The 20,053-nt window shown below is 75.1% G+C and carries 20 protein-coding genes; 8 read left to right on the top strand and 12 right to left on the bottom strand.

Translation table 11 applies throughout. The features are described 5' to 3' along the window. Positions 1 to 59 precede the first annotated feature (59 nt). Both ettA and ACI79G_RS23950 read left to right on the top strand, forming a co-directional pair. The gene (ettA, locus tag ACI79G_RS23955) at positions 60 to 1,730 is read left to right on the top strand and encodes an energy-dependent translational throttle protein EttA (protein ID WP_456883536.1); all 1,671 of its coding nucleotides are present in this window, start codon (positions 60 to 62) and stop codon (positions 1,728 to 1,730) included. 106 nt (positions 1,731 to 1,836) lie between these two features. Then, positions 1,837 to 2,253, top strand: a complete 417-nt coding sequence (locus ACI79G_RS23950) for an acyl-CoA thioesterase (RefSeq protein WP_456883535.1) — start codon at positions 1,837 to 1,839, stop codon at positions 2,251 to 2,253. A 10-nt stretch (positions 2,254 to 2,263) separates the two neighbouring features. Here the strand turns inward: ACI79G_RS23950 and ACI79G_RS23945 are convergent, their stop codons facing one another. From ACI79G_RS23945 to ACI79G_RS23920, 6 genes are all read right to left on the bottom strand, one after another. Then, positions 2,264 to 2,878 (bottom strand): MBL fold metallo-hydrolase, encoded by a 615-nt coding sequence (locus ACI79G_RS23945; protein ID WP_456883534.1) that lies wholly within the window; start codon positions 2,876 to 2,878, stop codon positions 2,264 to 2,266. Between the two features lie 216 nt (positions 2,879 to 3,094). Beyond that, positions 3,095 to 3,535: a YccF domain-containing protein gene (locus ACI79G_RS23940; RefSeq protein WP_456883533.1), complete on the bottom strand. Its 441-nt coding sequence runs from the start codon at positions 3,533 to 3,535 to the stop codon at positions 3,095 to 3,097. An 87-nt stretch (positions 3,536 to 3,622) separates the two neighbouring features. Then, on the bottom strand, positions 3,623 to 4,159 hold the full coding sequence (locus tag ACI79G_RS23935; protein ID WP_456883532.1) for an MOSC domain-containing protein: 537 nt from the start codon (positions 4,157 to 4,159) through the stop codon (positions 3,623 to 3,625). Next, on the bottom strand, positions 4,159 to 4,800 hold the full coding sequence (locus ACI79G_RS23930; RefSeq protein ID WP_456883531.1) for an energy-coupling factor transporter transmembrane component T: 642 nt from the start codon (positions 4,798 to 4,800) through the stop codon (positions 4,159 to 4,161). The genes ACI79G_RS23935 and ACI79G_RS23930 overlap by 1 nt, the downstream gene beginning before the upstream one ends. Further along, entirely contained in the window at positions 4,797 to 5,537 is a 741-nt protein-coding gene (locus ACI79G_RS23925; RefSeq protein WP_456883530.1) for an energy-coupling factor ABC transporter ATP-binding protein, read from the bottom strand. Before ACI79G_RS23925 ends, ACI79G_RS23930 begins: the two co-directional genes overlap by 4 nt. Next, complete coding sequence (locus tag ACI79G_RS23920) at positions 5,534 to 6,097, bottom strand: biotin transporter BioY (protein WP_456883529.1); 564 nt, start codon at positions 6,095 to 6,097, stop codon at positions 5,534 to 5,536. The genes ACI79G_RS23925 and ACI79G_RS23920 overlap by 4 nt, the downstream gene beginning before the upstream one ends. Positions 6,098 to 6,657: 560 nt before the next feature. On the opposite strand from ACI79G_RS23920, the gene ACI79G_RS23915 reads away from it, so the two are divergent. Then, on the top strand, positions 6,658 to 7,026 hold the full coding sequence (locus ACI79G_RS23915; RefSeq protein ID WP_456883528.1) for a hypothetical protein: 369 nt from the start codon (positions 6,658 to 6,660) through the stop codon (positions 7,024 to 7,026). Positions 7,027 to 7,130: 104 nt separating this feature from the next. On the opposite strand, the gene ACI79G_RS23910 is transcribed toward ACI79G_RS23915, so the two are convergent. From ACI79G_RS23910 to ACI79G_RS23885, 6 genes are all read right to left on the bottom strand, one after another. Next, positions 7,131 to 8,666 carry an ATP-binding cassette domain-containing protein gene (locus ACI79G_RS23910; RefSeq protein WP_456883527.1) on the bottom strand — a complete coding sequence of 512 codons (1,536 nt, stop codon included), beginning with the start codon at positions 8,664 to 8,666 and terminating at the stop codon, positions 7,131 to 7,133. A gap of 297 nt (positions 8,667 to 8,963) precedes the next feature. Beyond that, the gene (locus tag ACI79G_RS23905; protein ID WP_456883526.1) at positions 8,964 to 10,607 is read right to left on the bottom strand and encodes a glycoside hydrolase family 13 protein; all 1,644 of its coding nucleotides are present in this window, start codon (positions 10,605 to 10,607) and stop codon (positions 8,964 to 8,966) included. 56 nt (positions 10,608 to 10,663) lie between these two features. Then, positions 10,664 to 11,089 (bottom strand): globin, encoded by a 426-nt coding sequence (locus ACI79G_RS23900; RefSeq protein WP_456883525.1) that lies wholly within the window; start codon positions 11,087 to 11,089, stop codon positions 10,664 to 10,666. Further along, positions 11,086 to 12,513: an MFS transporter gene (locus ACI79G_RS23895; RefSeq protein WP_456883524.1), complete on the bottom strand. Its 1,428-nt coding sequence runs from the start codon at positions 12,511 to 12,513 to the stop codon at positions 11,086 to 11,088. The genes ACI79G_RS23900 and ACI79G_RS23895 overlap by 4 nt, the downstream gene beginning before the upstream one ends. Then, positions 12,399 to 13,409: a mechanosensitive ion channel family protein gene (locus ACI79G_RS23890; protein WP_456883523.1), complete on the bottom strand. Its 1,011-nt coding sequence runs from the start codon at positions 13,407 to 13,409 to the stop codon at positions 12,399 to 12,401. Before ACI79G_RS23890 ends, ACI79G_RS23895 begins: the two co-directional genes overlap by 115 nt. Before the next feature lie 83 nt (positions 13,410 to 13,492). Further along, positions 13,493 to 15,577: a prolyl oligopeptidase family serine peptidase gene (locus ACI79G_RS23885; protein ID WP_456883522.1), complete on the bottom strand. Its 2,085-nt coding sequence runs from the start codon at positions 15,575 to 15,577 to the stop codon at positions 13,493 to 13,495. 213 nt (positions 15,578 to 15,790) lie between these two features. Between ACI79G_RS23885 and ACI79G_RS23880 the strand changes: the two genes are divergently transcribed. The 5 genes from ACI79G_RS23880 to ACI79G_RS23860 all read left to right on the top strand — a co-directional run bounded on the left by ACI79G_RS23880 (position 15,791) and on the right by ACI79G_RS23860 (position 19,864). Continuing rightward, complete coding sequence (locus tag ACI79G_RS23880) at positions 15,791 to 16,327, top strand: HNH endonuclease (protein ID WP_072911779.1); 537 nt, start codon at positions 15,791 to 15,793, stop codon at positions 16,325 to 16,327. Positions 16,328 to 16,400: 73 nt separating this feature from the next. Beyond that, positions 16,401 to 17,264, top strand: coding sequence for an SCO6745 family protein (locus ACI79G_RS23875; RefSeq protein WP_456883521.1), 864 nt, complete (start codon positions 16,401 to 16,403; stop codon positions 17,262 to 17,264). A gap of 64 nt (positions 17,265 to 17,328) precedes the next feature. After that, the gene (locus tag ACI79G_RS23870) at positions 17,329 to 18,306 is read left to right on the top strand and encodes a hypothetical protein (protein WP_456883520.1); all 978 of its coding nucleotides are present in this window, start codon (positions 17,329 to 17,331) and stop codon (positions 18,304 to 18,306) included. Next, positions 18,294 to 18,458, top strand: coding sequence for a hypothetical protein (locus ACI79G_RS23865; RefSeq protein WP_456883519.1), 165 nt, complete (start codon positions 18,294 to 18,296; stop codon positions 18,456 to 18,458). The genes ACI79G_RS23870 and ACI79G_RS23865 overlap by 13 nt, the downstream gene beginning before the upstream one ends. A gap of 239 nt (positions 18,459 to 18,697) precedes the next feature. Then, positions 18,698 to 19,864, top strand: a complete 1,167-nt coding sequence (locus ACI79G_RS23860) for a hypothetical protein (protein WP_456883518.1) — start codon at positions 18,698 to 18,700, stop codon at positions 19,862 to 19,864. Positions 19,865 to 20,053 lie beyond the last annotated feature (189 nt).

The raw sequence follows: 20,053 nt of genomic DNA, 5'->3' as shown, positions 1-20,053 counted from the left end.
GGGCCGGCACCGGCCGGCCCGCCCGCCACTCGCGAACCGACGGAAGGCCTCGAAGCCCAGTGGCTCAGTACATCTACACGATGGTGCGTGCGCGCAAGGCGCACGGCGACAAGGTGATCCTGGACGACGTCACCCTGTCGTTCCTGCCCGGCGCCAAGATCGGCGTCCTCGGCCCGAACGGTGCCGGCAAGTCGACCGTCCTCCAGATCATGGCCGGCCTGCAGCAGCCCTCCAACGGCGACGCCAGCCTCGCGCCGGGTGCCACGGTGGGCATCCTGCTGCAGGAGCCGCCGCTGAACGAGGAGCTCGACGTCCGCGGCAACGTCGAGGAGGCGGTCAAGCCCCTCCGGAACGCGCTGACCCGCTTCGAGGAGGTCAGCGCGGCGATGGGGGAGCCCGACGCCGACTTCGACGCGCTGCTGGCCGAGCAGGGCGAGCTCATGGAGTACATCGAGAACCACGACGGGTGGGAGCTCGACGCCCGCATCGAGCAGGCCATGGACGCGCTGCGCTGCCCACCGGGCGACGCCGACGTCACGGTCCTCTCCGGTGGTGAGCGCCGCCGCGTGGCGCTGTGCAAGCTGCTGCTCGAGGCGCCGGACCTGCTGCTGCTCGACGAGCCCACCAACCACCTCGACGCCGAGAGCGTCGCCTGGCTGGAGCAGCACCTGGAGAAGTACGCCGGCACCGTCGTGGCCGTCACCCACGACCGGTACTTCCTCGACAACGTGGCCCAGTGGATCCTCGAGCTCGACCGGGGCCGGGCCTACCCCTACGAGGGCAACTACTCCACCTACCTCGAGACCAAGGCCGCCCGCCTCAAGGTCGAGGGCGCCAAGGACGCCAAGCGGCAGAAGCGCCTCAAGGAGGAGCTGGAGTGGGTCCGCTCCGGTGCCAAGGCCCGCCAGGCCAAGAGCAAGGCCCGCCTGCAGCGCTACGAGGAGATGGCCGCCGAGGCGGACAAGTACCGCAAGCTGGACTTCGAGGAGATCCAGATCCCGCCGGGCCCGCGCCTGGGCAACGTCGTCGTGGAGACCCACGACCTCACCAAGGGCTTCGGCGAGCGCATCCTCATCGACGACCTGTCCTTCACGCTGCCGCGCAACGGCATCGTCGGCGTGGTGGGCCCGAACGGCGTCGGCAAGACCACGCTGTTCAAGATGCTGGTCGGCGAGGAGAAGCCGGACGACGGCGAGATCAAGGTCGGCGAGACCGTCAAGCTCTCCTACGTCGAGCAGACCCGCAGCGGCATCGACCCCAAGAAGACGCTGTGGGAGGTCGTCTCCGACGGCCTGGACCACATCCAGGTGGGCAACGTCGAGATGCCCTCACGGGCCTACGTCGCCGCCTTCGGGTTCAAGGGCCCGGACCAGCAGAAGCCGGCCGGCGTGCTGTCCGGCGGTGAGCGCAACCGCCTGAACCTCGCCCTGACCCTCAAGCAGGGCGGCAACCTGCTGCTGCTCGACGAGCCGACCAACGACCTGGACACCGAGACGCTGACCAGCCTGGAGTCCGCGCTGCTGGAGTTCCCGGGCTGCGCCGTCGTGGTCAGCCACGACCGGTGGTTCCTCGACCGCGTGGCGACGCACATCCTCGCCTACGAGGGTGACTCGAAGTGGTTCTGGTTCGAGGGCAACTTCGCCGACTACGAGAAGAACAAGGTCGAGCGGCTCGGCCCCGACGCGGCCCGCCCGCACCGCGCCACCTACCGGAAGCTCGCCCGCGACTGACGGGGGACGGCCGGCCGGAGCACCTGCTCCGGCCGGCCGTCGTCGTCTGCGCCACAGTCCCTGGCCGGCGGGCCGCCGTCCGGGCCGATGCGGCAGGGTGTCGGGCGTGAGGCACACGGTGCGGGTCCCCATGCGCTGGTCGGACATGGACGCCTACGGCCACGTCAACAACGTCGTCTTCCTGACGTACTTCGAGATGGCCCGCGTCGACCTGTTCTTCGACCGGGCCTCGCTGGAGGAGCAGACCGGCCTGCGGCGGGGCACCGTCGTCGCCGCCCACGACGTCCAGTACCGGCTGCCGGTGGTCTACTCCCGCGACCCGCTCGACGTGCAGATCTGGGTCTCCGGCATCCGGGCCGCCGCCTTCACCTGCCACTACGAGCTGTTCGACCACGGGCGCCGGGCGGTCACGGGCAGCACCCTGCTGGTGCCCTTCGACTTCGCCATCGACCGGCCGCGGCGCCTCACCCCGGCCGAGAAGGCCTTCCTCGCCCGCTACGCCGACGAGCAGCGCGCGGACTGATCCCGGCCCCTCACGTGCCGCCGGGGGCGACCGGACCGTGGAGGCGTGCCCCCTCGGTGGCCAGCCGCTGGTCGTAGGCGTCGCCGAGGTCGGCCAGGGCCTGCGCGCAGTCCCCGGTGTACGCGGGGCCGTGCATCAACCCGAGCGTCGTCGGCCGCAGGTCGGCCAGCGCCCGGATGGTCGGCCCGGTCGCCGGTGTCAGGCAGGTCGCCCCGAACAGGTCCTCGGCCTGCAGCGCCGGGCCGGTGATCTCCTGCTCGGTGATCGCCGGGCCGGCGCCCACGGCGGTGAACAGGTCGCCGCACAGGAGCGTGTCCGTCGTCTCCTCGTACACCAGCCCGGCGTCCCAACCGTGCGGGACGTGCGGAGTCTCGATGCGCCGGATCCTGCGCCCGCCCAGGTCGAGCACCTCGCCGTCCTGGAGCGGGCGTGGCGGCCGGTCCGCCAGGTCGGCGACGGAGACCGCGCACTCCAGGGCTCCGTGTGCCACCTCGGCCCACGGTGCAGCCGCCCGCCACAGGTTCATGGCGCCGCACTCGTCCGCCTCGACGTGGCCGAAGGTGATCCAGCGCACGCCGGACACCGGGACCACGCGCTCGACGGCCGCCGACAGCAGGGGGCACAACGCCCGGGGGCCGCTGTGGAACAGCAGGGGCTCGTCGGCGGCGACGAGGAACTGGTTGAAGACGATGCCCGCATCGCTGACGTAGGTCGGCAGCCGGTAGACGTCGGGGCGATCTCGGTGACCTCGGTCTCCACGGAGACCTCCTCGAGGACGGTCCTGAGCCGGACAGTGTCCCCTGCACGGGTGCGTCCGACCAGGGCTCCCCGTCAGTTCCGCTCAGCCGACGGGCGCGCCGTGCACCACGCCGCCACCGGCGTGCAGCCAGTCCCGCGGCTGGTCGGTCTCCACGACCCGCTTGCCCAGCGGGAACAGCCCCACCGCGGCCAGCTTGAACGAGGCGACCCCGAACGGGATGCCGATGATCGTCACGCAGAAGGCGATGCCCGCCAGGACGTGGACCAGCGCCAGCCACCAGCCGGCGACGAGGAACCACACGAGGTTGCCCACGGCCGAGGCCACCCCGGCGCCGGGCGCGCGCACCGTCGTCCGGCCGAAGGGCCAGACGACGAAGCCGGCCAGGCGGAAGGCGGCGATCCCGAAGGGGATGGTGACGACCAGCAGGCAGGCGATCAGCCCGGCCAGCGCGTAGGCCAGGGCGAGCAGCCACCCGTGCAGGACCAGCCACACCAGGTTGAGCAGCGTCCGGAGTCCGTCCACACCTGTTCGACGGACCTGGGAACCACCTGGTTCCCCGACGCTCACCCCCTGCCCACAGGGCGGGGCAGGGGGTGAGCGTCCCCGAGGTCAGCCGTTGACGATCCGCGCCACGGGGCGGTCGGCGCCGGTGGGCGCGCCCCGCCGCGCGGCCTCCTCCTCGGACACCGGCCGCACCACGGCACCCTCTGCCACGGGCGCCCCGGAGAAGACCGCCGCGTTGATGCCGCCGCGGTGCACCATCGCCTTGACCAGTCGCGCGCCGGTCAGCCGCTCCAGGTGCGTGCACGGCGGGCAGCGCTTCACCCCGAACAGCAGCGCGTCGCCGACGGCGAACCAGCGGCCCACCAGCGCGGGCAGGTCGACCCCCGCGGTCACCAGGTTCCGGCGGGTGTCACCCGGGGTCAGCGGCACGCCCACCTCGGCGGCGACCGCGGCGACGTCCGCGGCGTCGATCAGCGTCAGCTGCTTCTCCAGGTCGGGGTACTGCGCCCACGTCCCGCCGCCCAGCGCGTAGCGGTCGCCCTCCAGCCCGCGACCGGCGAGCAGCCGGGCCGAGGGCACCTGCCGCATCGGCGCGGCCGCCTCGGACGCCAGCCAGATCCCGGTCAGCACGCCGCCGTCCATCACGCCCTCCTCGGCCGGTGCGCCGGCACGTCGTCCGCGCCTCGCGCGTCCAGCGCCTCGCTCACGTCGTGGGCCATCTGCAGCAGCTGCACGAGCAGCGGGGCGACGGTCGTCCGCAGCGCCCGCACCCCCCGGGGTGCACCGCCCCGGGCTGCCTGGGCCGCGCGGATCCGGTCGGCCCGCTCGACCAGCACCGGGATGAACCGCAGTGCCATCGCGATCAGCAGGCCCACCCGCTGCGGCCGCCCGCCGACCAGTCGCAGCGGCGCGCAGAGCCGCTCCACCACCGCCACCATCTCGGTCACCCGCGTCGTCGCCGTCACCACCGCCGCCGCCAGCACCAGGGTGAGCAGCCGCAGCACGGTGTGCGCACCGGAGGCCACGTCGGTGGTCAGCGCGTGCACGACGAGGAGCGCGAGCAGGAACCACCGCAGCGCCCACGCCTGCCGGGCGAGCACGGCGACCGGGAGCCGGGCCACGCCCAGCCCCACGACCAGCGTGCCCACGAGCGCGGCGCCGGCCACCGTCAGCGTCGGCCGGGCGAAGAGCAGGACGGCGAGCGCGGCCAGGCACAGCAGCTTGACCCCGGCCGGCAGCCGGTGCACGGGGCTGGCCACCGGCACGTACAGCGCGAGGGTCACCGGTGCTCCATGAGCGCGCGGTAGGCGGCCACCGCCGGACCCGGCGGAGCGTCCTCGACGACCCGGCCGCCGTCGACCACCAGCACCCGGTCGAAGCCGTCGAGCAGGTCCAGCTGGTGGGTCACCACGACGACCTGCTGCTCGAGCCCGGCGATCAGCTCGGCGACGCGGCGGGCGTTCACCAGGTCCAGCAGCGTCGTCGGCTCGTCGAACACGATCCGGGCCGGCCGCATGACCAGCACCCCGGCGATGGCGAGCAGCTGCTTCTGGCCGCCGGAGAGCAGGTGCGCCGGGTGGTCGGCGTGCCCGGCCAGGCCGTAGCGCTCCAGCACCTCCGCGACCCGGGCGGCCCGCTCGTCCGGGGGCACGCCCTGGTTCTCCAGCCCGTAGGCGACGTCCTCGGCGACGGTCGGGTGCACGATCTGCGCGTCGGGGTCCTGGAAGACGAACCCGACCCGGCGGCGCACCGCGCGCACCTGCGTGCGGGTGTCCAGCCCGTCGACCAGCACCTGCCCGTCGGTGGGCACGACCAGCCCGTTGAGCAGCCGGGCGAAGGTGCTCTTGCCCGACCCGTTGGCGCCGACCACGCCGACGCGCGGTTCGCTCAGCTGGAGGTCGATGCCCTCGAGCACCACCCGGTCGCCGTACCGGTGCCCGACCCCGCGCAGCTCGATGCCGCGACCCGGGTCGGCGACGTCGACCGCTGCGGGCGCGGCACCGGGACGGCGGAACCTCACCGGGTGCCGGCGGCCCGGCGGGGACGCTCGATGACCGGGTAGCTGCGCCGCACCACGTCGGCGATGGCCGCGGCGACGAAGGCCTTGAACAGGTCCCCGGGGAGGAACGGCAGGGCGCCACCGGTCACCGCCGCGGTCCACGACAGCCCGGCGACGGCCTTGAGCACCGGCACGCCCACCGCGTAGATGACGACGATGCCGCCCACGACGTTGATCAACGTGCCGCGCAGGACGTTGTAGCGGTCCCAGGCGCGCTCGGTCAGCCACCCGATGACGAACGCGGCCACCGGCCAGCTGTAGAGGTAGCCGGCCGTGGTGCCGACGAAGGGCGCCAAGCCACCGGCGCCGCTGGCCAGCAGCGGCAGCCCGAGCGCCACCAGCACGAGGAACAGCAGGACGGCGAGGGAGCCGCGGCGGGCTCCCAGCACGGCGCCGGCGAGCATCACGCCGAGCGTCTGGGCGGTGATCGGCACCGGGCCCACGGGGATGGCCGGGATCGTCCCGAGCACGGCGATCACCGCCGCGAAGAGGGCGACGTAGGCGAGGTCCCTGGTCTTCACGGCAGTCTCCTCCCGGGGCGCGACGGGCCGCGCTGCCCCGCGCGGAAGGTACCCGAGGACGACGGGCCGCCGACCGGCACGGGTGGGCGAGCGGCGGCCGGGGACCGCTGGAACCGGTGGCCGTCGGTGTCGGCGCGCTCACCTGCAGATACGTCCGCCGGTTTGCCGGGCCTGCCGGGGACGTGTTGTCTGGGGTTCCTGAGCCCCTCGGCGAAGGCGGAACGGCAGGCATGGCAACCGGGTGGTGGGCGTCGCTGTGGTCGTGGGGACGTCCCGCGGCGCACGACCTCCCCGCGGAGCGTCCGCAGGACCCGGTCCGGGAGCCCGACACGGCGCACCGGTCCGCGCGGACCTCGCCGCCCGGTGCACCTCCCGCCGTCGGCGGGAGGGCTGCGCACCGCGCTCCGGCCGGTGCGACGCGCGCCGGCGCGGCACCGTCGCCGCCCGGGGAGCCCGCGCACAGGCAGGCGTCCGGTCCGTCCGGTCGACCCGGGTCGCCCCCCGACCCGGACCGCAGCACCCCGCTGCGCCTCCCCCTCGAGAGGACAGGAGTCTCATCCGTGGCACAGCTCGACAACGTCATCGCCGACCTGCTCGCGATCGACGGCGCCAGCGGCGCCGCGATCGTCGACATCGACAGCGGCATGGCCCTCGCGGCCGGCGGCACCCCTGGCTTCGACCTCAACGTCGCGGCCGCCGGCAACTCCAACGTGGTGCGCGCCAAGCTGCGCACCATCCAGGACCTCGAGCTGAAGGACGAGATCGAGGACGTCCTGATCACGCTGCAGGGCCAGTACCACCTGATCAACGTGCTCAAGGGCCAGGGCAACGCGGGCCTGTTCATCTACCTCGTGCTCAACCGCGTCACCGCCAACCTGGCGCTGGCACGGCACAAGCTGCGGGCCGTCGCGGCCACCGTGAGCGTCTGAACGAGGACCCCGCGTCCCCCATCCCTCCCGAGCTCGGGACGGACCCTGACGCGGGGCCGTTCGAGCACCTCACCGGGCGCAGTGCCGCTCGGTGAGGTGCTCCCTCAGGCGGCGGTGGCGGCCTCGACGATCCGCTCGCGGACGGCGTCCACGGCGAGCTCGGAGGTGTCGATCCAGCGGGCCACGCGGCCGTCGGCCACGATGCCGACGCGGTCGCAGCACTCGGCCAGCTCGTCGGGGTCCACCGAGACCACGACGACCGAGGTCCCGTGCGCCGTGGCCTCGTCGAGCAGCTGGCGCACCTGCTGGCGGGCCCGGACGTCCAGGCCGCGGGTGGGCTCGTGCAGCACGACGACGTCCTGCGCCGAGGCCATCCAGCGGGCCAGCGCGAGCTTGTGCTGGTCGCCGCCGGACAGGGCGCCGAAGACGGTCCGGATGCTCAGCGTCTTGACGTCGAGCCGGTGCACGGTCCGGATCACGCCGCGCAGCGAGGCGATCTCGCTGCGGACGTCGGTGAGCGCACCCCACGGTTCCCGGGTCAGCGTGCGGGCGATCGTCTCGCCGGGGTCGACCCCGTAGGCGTCGTCGTCGGGCCGGTAGGCGGGCAGCCGCAGCGCCGCCTCGTCCGCCGTGGAGTCCAGCGACCGCGGCTCGCCGTGCAGCACCAGCTCGTCGCTCAGCGCCGGCAGCTCCCCGGTGAGGGCGCCGGCGATCTCCTGGACGCCCGAGGACCGGTGCCCGGTCAGCCCGACCACCTCGCCCTGGCGCAGCAGCAGGTCGACCCCCTCGACCCGGCCGGGCACGCGCAGGTTGCGCACCCGCAGGGCCACGTCGCCGTCGGAGGGGGCCGGCCACGTCGAGGCGCGCGCCGGGGCGTCGTCCCGACCGGACCGCGCCGGGACCGAGGCCACCCGGGGCGCCGGCAGCGACACCGGCTCGCCCACGGTCTCCGCGGCCAGCCGGACCGGGTCCAGGTCCTCCGCCGGGCTGTCCAGGGCGATCACGCCGTCGCGCAGCACGAGCACCCGGTCGACCACCGCGAGCATCTCGGGCAACCGGTGGCTGATGTAGAGGACGCCGCGGCCCTCCTGGCTCAGCCGGCCGGCGACGGCGTGCAGCCGGGTGACCTCCACGGGCAGCAGCGCCGCCGACACCTCGTCGAGCACGACCAGCCGGGTGTCCTCGGCGAGCACGCGCGCGGTCTCCACCAGGCCGTGGACGAAGTGCGGGAGCTCGCCGACGAGGGTGTCCGGGTCGACGTCGGAGGTGACCTCGGCGAGCAGCACCCGTGCCCGCTCGCGCAGCTCGGCCTGCGGGCGGTCGGCCAGCGGCGTGCCGCGGAAGACCGCCTGCGCGACGGTCAGCCCGGGGTCGATCCGGACGAGCTGCTCGACCACGCCGACGCCGAGGTGGCGGGCGTCGTCCGCCGACAGCGGCGCGTACGGGTGGCCCTGCAGCGTCATGAGGCCCGCGTCGGCCGGGGTGATGCCGGCCACGATGTCCCCGAGGGTCGACTTGCCCGCGCCGTTGCTGCCGACGAGCCCGACGATCTCCCCTTCGGCGATGCCGAAGGAGATGTCCCGCAGGACGCGCCGGGCCCCGAACGACTTCCTCAGGCCCTCGACCTGCAACAGCGCCATGGACGGGCGGGCCTCCCCCGAACAGGCCCCGACCCCGGGGTCGGAGACCGAGCCGTCAGCGTCCCCGCGACGCTGTGTCACCACCTCGATGCTACCCAGCCCGGGGGTCGCCCACGCCCGGCAGGCGGCGGTCACGGACGCCCCCGAACGGCCTCCCTGCCAGGGCCCGTCGGCGAGCCCGGTGACGTAGTGGAACGGCCTCCCTGCAGGGTCCCGCCGCGAGCCTGCGAGGGGCTGCAACGGCCACCCTTCAGGGACCCGCGCCGAGCCTGCGAGCGGTGGGGGCAGGGAGGTCCTTCATGCGTGCAGCCACACCGCCGCGTCGTCCGGCAGGACCCCGCCGGCGGTGTCCGCGCTGGCCAGCAGCACGCGGCCCTCGGGCAGCGGCACCGGGGCGCCGGAGAGGTTGAGCAGGCACACCAGCCCGCCGGGACGGCGGAACGCGAGGCACCCGTCGGGTGCCGGCACCCAGTCGAGGCCCTCGCCGGCGAAGGCGGGGGAGGTCCGGCGCAGGGCGAGCGCAGCTCGGTACAGCGACAGCACCGAACCGGGGTCGTCCTCCTGGGCGGCGGCGGTCAGCGACTCCCAGCCCCCGGGCATCGGCAGCCACGTCTGGGCGCGCGAGGAGAAGCCGTAGGACGGCGCGGTGCCCGACCACGGCACCGGGATGCGGCAGGCGTCGCGGCCGCGCTCGGTGTGCCCGGACCGCTCCCAGATCGGGTCCTGCAGCGCCTCGTCGGGCAGGTCGACGTCGGGCATCCCCAGCTCGTCGCCGTTGTAGAGGTAGGCCGCGCCGGGCAGGGCCAGCTGCAGCAGCGCCGCCGCCCGCGCCCGTCGGGTACCCCGTGCACCGCCGCCGTAGCGGGAGACGTGCCGGGGGCGGTCGTGGTTGGACAGCACCCAGCAGGCCGGCGCCGGCGTCCCGGCCACGGCGGCCAGCGAGTGGACCACGGCGTCGCGCAGCTCGTCGACGTCCCAGTCGGCGGTCAGCAGCTTGAAGTTGAACGCCAGCTGCAGCTCGTCCGGGCGCAGGTACCGGGCGAGCCGGTCGTCGTCGGACACCCACACCTCGCCGACGGCCATGGTGCCGGGGTACCGGTCGAGGACGGCGCGGACCCGCCGGTGCACGTCGTGCACGCCCTCGTTGTCGAACCGGTGGTCGCCGGGCCCGTGGTCGTCGAGCAGGCCGGTGTCGTCCATGGGCTGCATGTCCGGCAGCCCCTCGGGTTTGGCCATGCCGTGGGCGACGTCGATGCGGAAGCCGTCGACGCCGCGGTCCAGCCAGAACCGCATCGTCGTCTCGAGGTCGGCCAGCACCTCGGGGTCGGTGAAGTCCAGGTCGGGCTGCTCGGGGGCGAAGATGTGCAGGTACCACTGCCCGTCCGCCACCCGTGTCCAGGCCGGCCCGCCGAAGACCGAGGGCCAGTTGTTCGGCGGCTCCGCGCCGTCCGGGCCGCGGCCGTCGCGGAACAGGTAGCGGGCCCTCTCGGGCGACGCGGGGCCGGCCGCCAGCGCCGCCTGGAACCAGGCGTGCCGGTCGGAGGTGTGGTTGGGCACCAGGTCGACGGTCACCCGGATGCCGAGCGCGTGGGCCTCGGCCAGCAGCGCGTCGAACTCGGCGAGGTCGCCGAAGACCGGCTCGACGTCGCGCGGGTCGGCGACGTCGTAGCCGTGGTCGGCCATGGGGGAGGGGTAGAACGGCGTGATCCACAGCGCGTCGACACCCAGCGCGGCCAGGTGCGGCAGGCGGGCGCGGATGCCGGCCAGGTCGCCGACGCCGTCGCCGTTCCCGTCGGCGAAGCTGCGGATGTAGACCTGGTAGAAGACCGCGTCGCGCCACCAGTCGGCGTCGGTGCGGCGGAACGGGCCGGCGGCCCCCTGCAGGGGCCCGCCGCGAGCCTGCGAGTGGTGGGGGGCAGGGGGTCCTTCTACCGGGCTCACCGGTCTCCTCGAGGGTGTCGCGTGCTGGTTCCGCCCTGATGTCGGGCGGCGGTCGTTCAGGCGATGGAGAGGCCGCCGGGCGCGTCGTCGGGCCAGCGGTTCTGCATGCTGCGCGCGGCCATCTCCATGTAGCCCCACAGGGTCGCGTCCTGCTCGGGGGTCAGCTCCAGGGAGTCGACGGCGTCGCGCATGTGGCGCAGCCACGCGTCGCGCTCGGCGGGACCGATGGCGAACGGCGCGTGGCGCATCCGCAGCCGGGGGTGGCCGCGCTGCTCGGAGTAGGTGGTCGGGCCGCCCCAGTACTGCTCGAGGAAGCCGCGCAGCCGGCTCTCGGCGCCCTCCCAGTCGTCCTGCGGGTACAGCGGCGCGAGCACCGGGTCGGCGCGCACCCCCGCGTAGAAGCGGGCCACGAGCCGACGGAAGGTGGGGGCGCCGCCGACCTCCTCGTAGAAGGTCCGCGCCGACGGCAGGGATCGGCTCATGCCTCCGATGGTCCCGCAGCCGATGGGGCCGTTGCCACGTGACCCTGGGTACGCAGGTAGCCCACGAGCGGCGGGACGACGGCCAGCAGCCCGAGCACGCCGATGAGGCCCACCACGGTCCCGGCCGTCAGACCCTCGGCCAGGGCGCCGGCGCCGAGCACGCCGATGCCCTGGACGCCGTAGAGCCCGCTGACCGCGACGCCGAAGGCGCGGCCGCGGTAGGCCGGGGGCACCGTCTGCACGAAGGCGACGTTGAGCGGGATGCTCCAGGCCGCCCCGAGACCGGCGATGAACATGAGCGCCACGACGGTCGCGTAGGCGCCGGTGCCCGGACCGCTCCAGACGGTGACCAGGCCGGCCAGCAGGATCGGCGCCAGCGAGAGCACGACGAGGGGCGGCACCAGGCGCTCGCGGCGCTCCTGCGTGAGGGCGCGGGCGATCAGCAACCCGCCCACGGTGACCCCCGCCGGGTTGGCGCCGAGCAGGACGCCGACCTGCGCCGGGCCCTGGCCCAGCTCCTCGACCAGCGGCGCGGCGATGCCCTCGGGCGCGTTGGCGAAGAGCATCCCCACCCAGGTGAGGGCGATGATCGCCAGCAGCCGCGGCGTCCGGCCGATCAGCCGGAGCCCCTCGGCCGCGTCCCGCCACATCGAGCGGGGTCCCTCGGTGTCGCCGCCGTCGTCAGGGGCCGGGCGGCGCTGCAGCCGCGCCCACAGCCACACCGCCGAGACCGCGAAGGTCGCCGCGTCCAGCAGCAGCGCCGCCGACGGGGTGAGGACGGCGACGAGCGTGCCGCCCAGGACGAAGCCGAGGACCTGCGCCACCTGCGAGCCGACGTTGGTCAGGGACGTCGCCAGCGCGTACCGGTCGCCGTCGAGGACGTCGGCCATGAGCGCCGAGCGGGCCGACTCGAACGGCGGCCCGCACACCGCGACGACGAGCAGCAGGCCCAGCAGCAGCGGCAGCGGCGTCCCCGGGACGGCCATCCCGGCGACCAGCAGGGCGCGCGCGGCGTCGGTGGCGATGAGCACGCGGTGCCGGGGGAACCGGTCGGCCAGGGTCGACAGCAGCGGCCCGCCGAGCAGCCACGGCAGGTAGCTGATCGCGAAGGTGACCGCCGACAGCAGCGGCGAGTCGGTGCGCTGGTAGACCAGCACGGTCAGCGCGACGCGGGCCAGCTCGTCGCCGATGGTCGACAGCAGGTACGTGCCGAACAGCGGGCGGAACTCGCGGACGGCGAACAGGTCCCGGAAGGTCGCCGGGCGACGGGTGGCGCCGGCCGGGCGCCCACCGGCCGGCGCGCTGCCGCTCAGGACGCTCCCGTCGGTGTGCCGGCCGCGGACAGCAGCGGCACGGGGGTGCGGATGCCCTCGACGGCGAAGCGCTCCTTGAGTCGCAGCCGCAGCTCGCGGCCGACCCGCCACTGGTCGGCGTTGGTGGTGCGGACCTGCAGGCGCATGACGACGCCCTCGGCGGTGATCATCTCGACTCCGAGGGACTCCGGCTCGGCCAGCAGCACGCCGGCCCACTCCTCCTCGGCGTACATCGTGTCGGCCACCTCCTGCATGACCGTCCGGCAGCTGTCCAGGTCGGTGTCGTGGGCGACCGGCATGTCGATGACGACCTGCGCGTAGCCCTGGCTCTTGTTGCCGACCCGCAGGATCTCGCCGTTGCGGGCGTACCAGACCACGCCGTTGACGTCCCGCAACCTGGTGATCCGCAGGCCGACCGCCTCGACGGTGCCGCTGGCCTCCCCGAGGTCGACGACGTCACCGACGCCGTACTGGTCCTCGAGGATGATCCCGATCCCGGCGATGAAGTCCTTGACGAGGTTCTGCGCGCCGAAGCCGAGCGCCACGCCGACCACCCCGGCGCTGGCCAGGATGGGCGCGAGGTTGATGCCCAGCTCGCCGAGCACGAGCACCACCGCGATGCCCAGCACCACGATGGAGGCGCAGCTGCGCAGCACCGACCCGATGGCCTCGGCCCGCTGGGTGCGCCGCGCGGTCAACTGCTCCGCGGCGTCCCCCAGGGCGGTGGCGCGCAGCCGCCGGGCCCGCAGGATCGAGGGCAGCGGGCCCACCGCGGTCGTGTCGGTCAGCCGGCGGATCGCCCGGTGCGCCAGGTGCCGCACCAGGACGGCGACCACGACGATGAGCAGGATCCGCGCCGGTGTGGCTATCAGGGCCCGGGCGTTCTCGGCGAGCCACTCGGTACCCGACCACTCGTAGACCTGCTGGCAGAGCCAGTAGTCGGCGCAGTCGGGTGCCGAGCCGTCGTCGTCGGCAGCGATGGTGATCACGGAGGGTGAAGCGGTCATCACGGCGATACTCTCAGGTGCAGGAAGGCAACCCTGTGTTGCCATTGTGCCGGAACGGTGTGGCGCGGCACACCCCGCGGGGATCAGCCGGTCAGGCCGGTGTGCGCGGCGAGGAAGGCCAGCTGGTCGGCGGCCAGCCCCACGGTCCGGCTGACCGCCCGGGCGCCGTGGCCGACCGAGGTCTCGCGCCGCAGCAGGACCGGCGCGTCGGACGACGTGGCGTGCTGCAGCGCGGCGGCCAGCTTGCGGGCGTGCAGCGGGTCGACCCGGGTGTCGGACTCGAACGTCGTGAACAGCACCGCCGGGTAGGCCGTCCCCTCCACCACCCGGTGGTAGGGGGAGTAGCCCAGCAACCAGCCCAGCTCGGTCGGGTCCTCGGCGGTGCCGTACTCGTCGTTCCACGTGCGGCCCAGGCCGAAGCGCTCGTAGCGGACCATGTCCAGCAGCGGTGCGCTGCAGACGACGGCGGCCGCGAGGTCCGGGCGCTGGGTCAGGGTGGCGCCGACCAGCAGGCCGCCGTTCGACCCGCCCATCACCGCCAGCTGCGGGTGCGTCGTCCAGCCCTCGGCGACCAGGTGCTCCCCGGCGGCGGCGAAGTCGTCGAAGACGTTCTGCTTGCGCTCCCGCATGCCGGCGCGGTGCCACTCCTCGCCGTGCTCGGAGCCGCCGCGGAGGTTGGCCACCGCCCACACGCCGCCGGCCTCGACCCAGGCCAGGGCCTGCGCCGAGTACCCGGGGGTGAGGGCGACGTTGAAGCCGCCGTACCCGTAGAGCACCGTGGGGCGCGGTCGGTCGGGCACCCCGGCCTGCGAGACCACGAACAGGTGCACCGGCGTCCCGTCGGCGGAGGTCGCGTGCGTCTCCACGACCCGGACCTCCGGGACGTCGCCGGCGACCGGCGCCTGCTCCCAGCTGGTGAGGGACGCCGGGTCGGCGGCGTCCCAGCGCAGCACCGACGGCGGGGTCGAGTGGTCGGTGAAGCCGACCCAGGCGGTGCCACCGCCCTCCGGGGGCGCGCTCACGCCCGACACGCTGCCGGCGCGCAGGGCGCTGACCTCGGCGCGCCGCCCGGACCCGTCGGCGGCCCAGACGGAGAGCCGGTCGGTGGCGTCCACCGAGTGCACGGCGAGCACCTGCAGCCCGCCGTCCGGGCCGTCGACGAGGGCGACGTCGGTGAGCACGCCGTCCTCCTGCTGCGGGACGACGTCGCGCCACGACGCCGGCGACCAGGTGGCCGGGTCCGCCGGGTCGGCGACGGCCAGCCGCCAGCGCGGTGTGCCGCGGTCGCTCATCAGCCACAGCCGCCCGTCGCGGGCCACCCACGCCGCGGTCTGCGCGTCGACGCCGACCTGCAGCTCCCGCAGGTGCGGCGGCCCGCCCTCCGGTGACATGGCGAGGTCGGCCAGCCAGACGTCGTCGCGGGGCGCCGTGCCGATCGACGCGGAGACGACCAGCCAGCGGCCGTCGCGGCTGGTGCGGGCGCCGAAGTAGGTGGCCGGGTCGCTGCCCTCGCCGTGCACGAGGACGTCGCCGTCGGCGTCGGCGCCCACCCGGTGGCGCCAGACCCGCCGGTGGAACTGCTCCTCGCCGGCGGGCACCAGCTCGGGGGCCAGGCGGCGGACGTAGAAGAGCTCCTCGCCACCGGGCAGCCAGGCGACGGGGGAGTAGCGGCAGCGGTCGATCGGCCCGTCGAGCTGCTCACCGGTGGCGACGTCGAGCACGAACAGCCGCGACTCCTCGTCGCCGCCGGTGGAGAGCTGGTAGGCCAGCCGGTCGCCCTCCCAGGACGGTGACCAGGCGTCGAGCGTCGTGGTGCCGGAGGGGTCGACCGCCATGGGGTCGACCAGGACCCGGTCGGTGCCGTCGGGCTCGCGCACCCGCAGCACCGCGTGCTCCTGGCCCGGGTCGCGCCGGGTGGAGAAGGCGCGACCGGCCCGCCACACGGGGACGCCGACGGCGCCGGCGTGCACCAGCTCGGCCAGCCGCGCGGCGAAGCGGTCCCGCAGCGGCAGGGCGGCCAGCGCCCCGGCGGTCAGCGCGTCCTGGGCGGCGCTCCACGCCGCCGTCCTCGGGTCGGCGGGGTCCTCGAGCCAGCGGTAGGGGTCGGCGACGGCGTGTCCGTGCAGGTGCTCGACGAGGTCGAGCCGGGGGGCCTCGGGGTAGCGCACGCGGCCCACGGTAGTGACGGCCGGGGCGCCCCTCCGGCCCGCTGGGCGATCCCGGGAGCGCGGGAGCGCCTCCGCAGGTCAGAATGGGGACGCCCACGGGTCGCACTGCACCCGGCGCGCGGCCCCGGGCGCCGGAGGTGCCCCGTGCCGCGTACCGCGTCCGGGTCGTCCGCAGGCCATCCAGGTCCGCGGCGCGACCACCACTCCCATCCGATGACGCCTGTCCCGGCGCGGTCCACCGCTGCCGCGACGCTGTTGCTCAACGCCACCTACGAGCCGTTGTGCGTGGTCTCCAGCCGGCGCGCCATCGTGCTCGTGCTCGCCGACAAGGCGGTCTCGGTGCACAGCGCGCCCGAGGAGGTGCACGCCGAGACGGTGGTCCTGCCCGTCCCCGTGGTGGTGCGCCTGACCCGCTACGTCCGCGTGCCCTACCCGGCGCAGGTGCCGCTGTCGCGGCGGGCGGTGTTCCACCGCGACGCCTCCACCTGCGTCTACTGCGGCAGTTCGGCCACGAGCATCGACCACGTCGTGCCACGCAGCCGCGGCGGCACGCACACCTGGGACAACGTGGTCGCGGCCTGCCGGCGCTGCAACCACACCAAGGCCGATCGGTCGCTGGCCGAGCTCGGCTGGAAGCTGCCGCACCCGCCCCGGACCCCGAGCGGCGCGGCCTGGCGGCTGCTCGGTGCGCGCACCGTCGACCCGCGCTGGCGCGAGTGGCTCGGCATGCCGGAGAGCGTGTCGGCTTGAAGGACTCCTCGAAGGACCCACAGCCCCCCGCCGCTCGCAGGCTCGCGGCAGGACCCTGCAGGGGACCGGGGCGGTGACGTCACCGGCGACGGCGCGGCGGCTGTGGGCGCTGGGGGAGCCGTACCACGCGCTGACCTACTTCGCCGACGAGTGCCGGTCGGCGGCGGAGGCGACCGGGCTGCGCGGGTTCTGGCGGACCTACTTCGCCCTGCGCGCCGCGCCGCTGGGCCCGGTCGGGGCCGAGGTCGTCACGGCCACCTTCTACAACTTCGCGCCGGCCTTCGTGGCTCGCTCCGTGCCGGGGGTGTGGGGGGTGCTCGACCCGGCCGCGGCGCTCGACGCGCGGCTGGTCGGGGTGGACGCCGCGGTGCGCCGGGTGCTGGGGGAGGAGTGGGCCGGCTCGCCCGCCGCGGCGGAGGCCGCTGAGCTGCTCGCCGTCGCCGCCGCGGCGGTGGACGCACCCGGCCGCCCGCTCGCCGCGGCCAACGCCGGGCTGCCGCTGCCCGCGGAGCCGCACCTGGCGACCTGGCAGTTCCTCACCACCCTGCGTGAGCACCGCGGGGACGGGCACAACGCCGCCCTGCTGCAGCGGGGCATCTCCGGCGTCGGCGCGCACGTGCTGGCCGCCGCGGCCGGCCGGACGGCGCGGGAGTGGCTCATGCGCGCCCGCGGGTGGGACGACGCCGCGTGGGACGCCGCCGCCGACGAGCTCGCCGCCCGCGGCTGGCTGGCCGGCGAGGAGCTCACCGCGGAGGGCGCGGCCATCGTCGCCGCGGTCGAGGCCGACACCGACCGGCTGGCGCTGGGCCCGTGGCAGGCGCTCGGCGACGCGCGGTGCGACCGGCTGGCCGAGCTGCTGGGGCCGGTGCGCCGCGCGGTCGTCGCGGCGGGCGTCTGGCCGGAGGCCAACCCGATCGGCGCTCCCGACCCCGGCTGACCCCGCCGGGGGCGGATCCGATCGGTGGCCGGCCGGCGCGCCTCCGGACCTGAGAGGCGCCTCGATGACCCCGCTCGTCCCCACCCGCGGTCCGGGGCGCCGTCGGCTCGCGGCGCGCACCGGCCTCCTCGGCCCGGCCGTGCTGGCCTCGACCGCCCTCGGCGCCGGGACGGCTGGTGCGGAGGGACCCGCGACCATCCCGCTGGACCCGACGGACGTCGCGATCGTCCTCGAGGCCGTCGAGAACTTCGGCACCGCGGCGGACCCGGCCGAGGACCCCGGACCGGTCCCGGTGGCCTGGGGCGGCACCGTCGTGCTGCAGCTCCCCGACGGGCTCGACGCCACCACCCCGGGCGCCCGGCTGGAGCTCGGCCCGGAGGTCGGCGGGTCGCCGACGCGGGTGCTGTCCACACACACCCCGGGGTCCGACGGGCTCCTGGTGAGCCGCGTCGGACCCGGCCGGTTCACGATCGCCCTCCCGCCGCTCGACCCGGCGAACGGACCGATCGGCGCGCTCCTCGTCTCGGGGGTCACCTCCGAGGAGGGCTTCCCGGTCCACCCGGACACCTACTTCCTCGAGCTGGGCTCCGCCGCCCCGGCCACCGCGCAGCTCGACCCGCAGGTGACCGTGGTGGCCGACCAGTCCTGCGACCCGACGGCCGCGGTCCGCTGCGCGGGGACGACGGTCACGGCCGGGACGCCGTTCCGCGTCACCGTCCCACCGGGGTCGGAGCTGCCGGCTCTGGGCCACGGCACCCTGCAGGACGCCGAGGTGACGGTCGTGGACCTCACCGGGGCCCACGACGCACCGCTCCCGCTCAGCGGCGACCCGGCTCGCTACGCCGCTGCCGGCCCCTGGGACGCCACGGTGACCCTCCCCGCCGAGCTCGGGCCCGGCCGCCACTATCTGTCCGTACTGCTCGGCGACCCCACCTCCGGCGGGCCGGTGACCATCGCCACCGTCGAGCTGCAGGTGCTGGCGGCGCCGGCCGTCGTCCCCCGGCCGCGGAGCCGGCTCCGACCACCCCGGTGGCCGTGGTGAACGTGGGGCTGCGGTCGAACACGGGTGTCGAGGCGGCGGAGGCCGGTGCCACCCGGACCGGGGCACTGGCCACGGGCGCCGGCCTGCTGGTGCTCGCGGGCGTGGGTGCCGTCGTCGTCCGCACGAGGCGCGACTCAGACAGCCAGGACTAGCGAGATCTGCCAGTCGAGCGCGCCAGGTCGGTGTGACGATGACAGTCCGGTGTGCCGTGGAGCGCCGATCGCCCGTCAGATCCTGCCGACGGGTGCAGCGTCTCAGGTCACACTCTGGTCACACGCTGCCCCATGTGACCCGCGCCGCGTGTTCATTACTCAGCTGAACTGAGCGGTCACGTCAGGTTCCGCCGCAGTCAGCGCCGCTGGGGCGCTGCGGTCGCCGGAAGGTGTCCCTCATGTCCAGCCCCACCCTGTTCCGCCGGCCGCTGCAGCGCCTGGGTCTTGCCGGCATCGGTTCCGCCGTGCTGTTCGTCGGGATCGCGTCGCCCGCCGTCGCCGCGACCGGCGTCGTCATCCCGCTCGAGCCGACCGAGGTCGCGCTCAGCGCGGTCCCGGTCGAGAACTTCGGTGTCATGGACCCCATGGCGGACCCGAACGCCGGGCTGACCCCGACCGCCGTCGCCGTGCAGTACGGCGGCACGATCACCGTCGACCTGCCCGCCGAGCTCGACGACTCCGCCGTCGAGGCCGCACTGGTCTTCGCGGACACCGGCGACACCCTCCCGGACCCGGTCTACTCCTCGTCACTGGCGCCCACCGACCCCAACTACCTGACCATCAGCGGCGAGGGCACCGGCAGCATCACGATCGACCTGCCGGCCGACGACCCGGTCGCCGGTGATGAGGCGACCCTCTACCTCGAGCCGCTCACCTCGACCCTCGGCCCGGCGTTCACCTTCTACGACCCGCTGTTCTACGACCTCCGGTTCGTCCCCGCCGGCGACGCCGCGGCGCCTGCGGCGAAGACCGTGGAGCCCGAGCTGGTCGCCTTCTCCCAGGTGCCGTGCGAGATCTCGTCCGGCACGCGGTGCGCCTTCCCGACCCCGGTGACGGCGGGCTCGACCGTCGGCCTGGACCTGACCAGCGGGTCGGTCCTCCGTGAGCTCGGCATCACCGACCTCACCGGGGTCCAGGTGGGCCTCGCGGCCCTGGACGCCAACGGTCAGCCCACGGGCGCCGCGACGGAGCTGACCGCACAGGTCAACGGCTCGACGACGACCTTCGTGGTGCCGGCCGGCACGGCTGCCGGTTCCCATGGCCTCGTCATCGCGCAACAGACCGCGACCGCGGGCGTCTCGGTCGTCACCGTCGAGATCACCGTCGTCGCCGAGGAGGCCCCGGCGGTCGTCCCGCCGGCCGCGGCGCCGACCACCCCGGCCGCGTCCGCCGTCGTCAACGCCGGTCTCCGGTCCAACACCGGCGTCGAGGCCGTCGAGACCGGCTCCACCGGGACCGTCGCCATCGCCGCGGGTGCCGGGATGCTCGTCCTGGCGGGCGTGGGTGGCGTCGCCGTCGCCCGCACCCGTTGTCGTCCGGCTGCCGAGGGCGGCACGTGCGCCTGACCCGACCGAGTCGGCGCACCGCCGCGGTCGCGGCGGTCCTCACCCTCGGCTTCGCCGGGGGCACGGTGCTCGCCGTCGGCCTGGCCGACGGCGAGCAGCCGGGCGGGGGGGGGGCGCCCCCCCCCCCCCGGGGGGGGGGGGCCGCCCCGGCGGGCCCGCGCGCCGGGGGCGGGGGGGCGCCGCGGCGGG

The sequence above is a fragment of the Geodermatophilus sp. SYSU D00779 genome (genome assembly GCF_054050595.1).
The sequence above is the reverse complement of the archived record's forward strand: the minus strand, read 5'-3'. Positions and strand labels throughout refer to the sequence as shown.

What these genes read in the sequence shown, in the direction of transcription:
- ACI79G_RS23880 (WP_072911779.1), top strand. Translation starts at nt 15,791, where the DNA reads ATGACGCCTGTCCCGGCGCGGTCCACCGCTGCCGCGACGCTGTTGCTC.
- ACI79G_RS23870 (WP_456883520.1), top strand. Translation starts at nt 17,329, where the DNA reads ATGACCCCGCTCGTCCCCACCCGCGGTCCGGGGCGCCGTCGGCTCGCG.
- ACI79G_RS23900 (WP_456883525.1), bottom strand. Translation starts at nt 11,089, where the DNA reads ATGAGCCGATCCCTGCCGTCGGCGCGGACCTTCTACGAGGAGGTCGGC.
- ACI79G_RS23860 (WP_456883518.1), top strand. Translation starts at nt 18,698, where the DNA reads ATGTCCAGCCCCACCCTGTTCCGCCGGCCGCTGCAGCGCCTGGGTCTT.
- ACI79G_RS23890 (WP_456883523.1), bottom strand. Translation starts at nt 13,409, where the DNA reads ATGACCGCTTCACCCTCCGTGATCACCATCGCTGCCGACGACGACGGC.
- ACI79G_RS23935 (WP_456883532.1), bottom strand. Translation starts at nt 4,159, where the DNA reads ATGGACGGCGGCGTGCTGACCGGGATCTGGCTGGCGTCCGAGGCGGCC.
- ACI79G_RS23910 (WP_456883527.1), bottom strand. Translation starts at nt 8,666, where the DNA reads ATGGCGCTGTTGCAGGTCGAGGGCCTGAGGAAGTCGTTCGGGGCCCGG.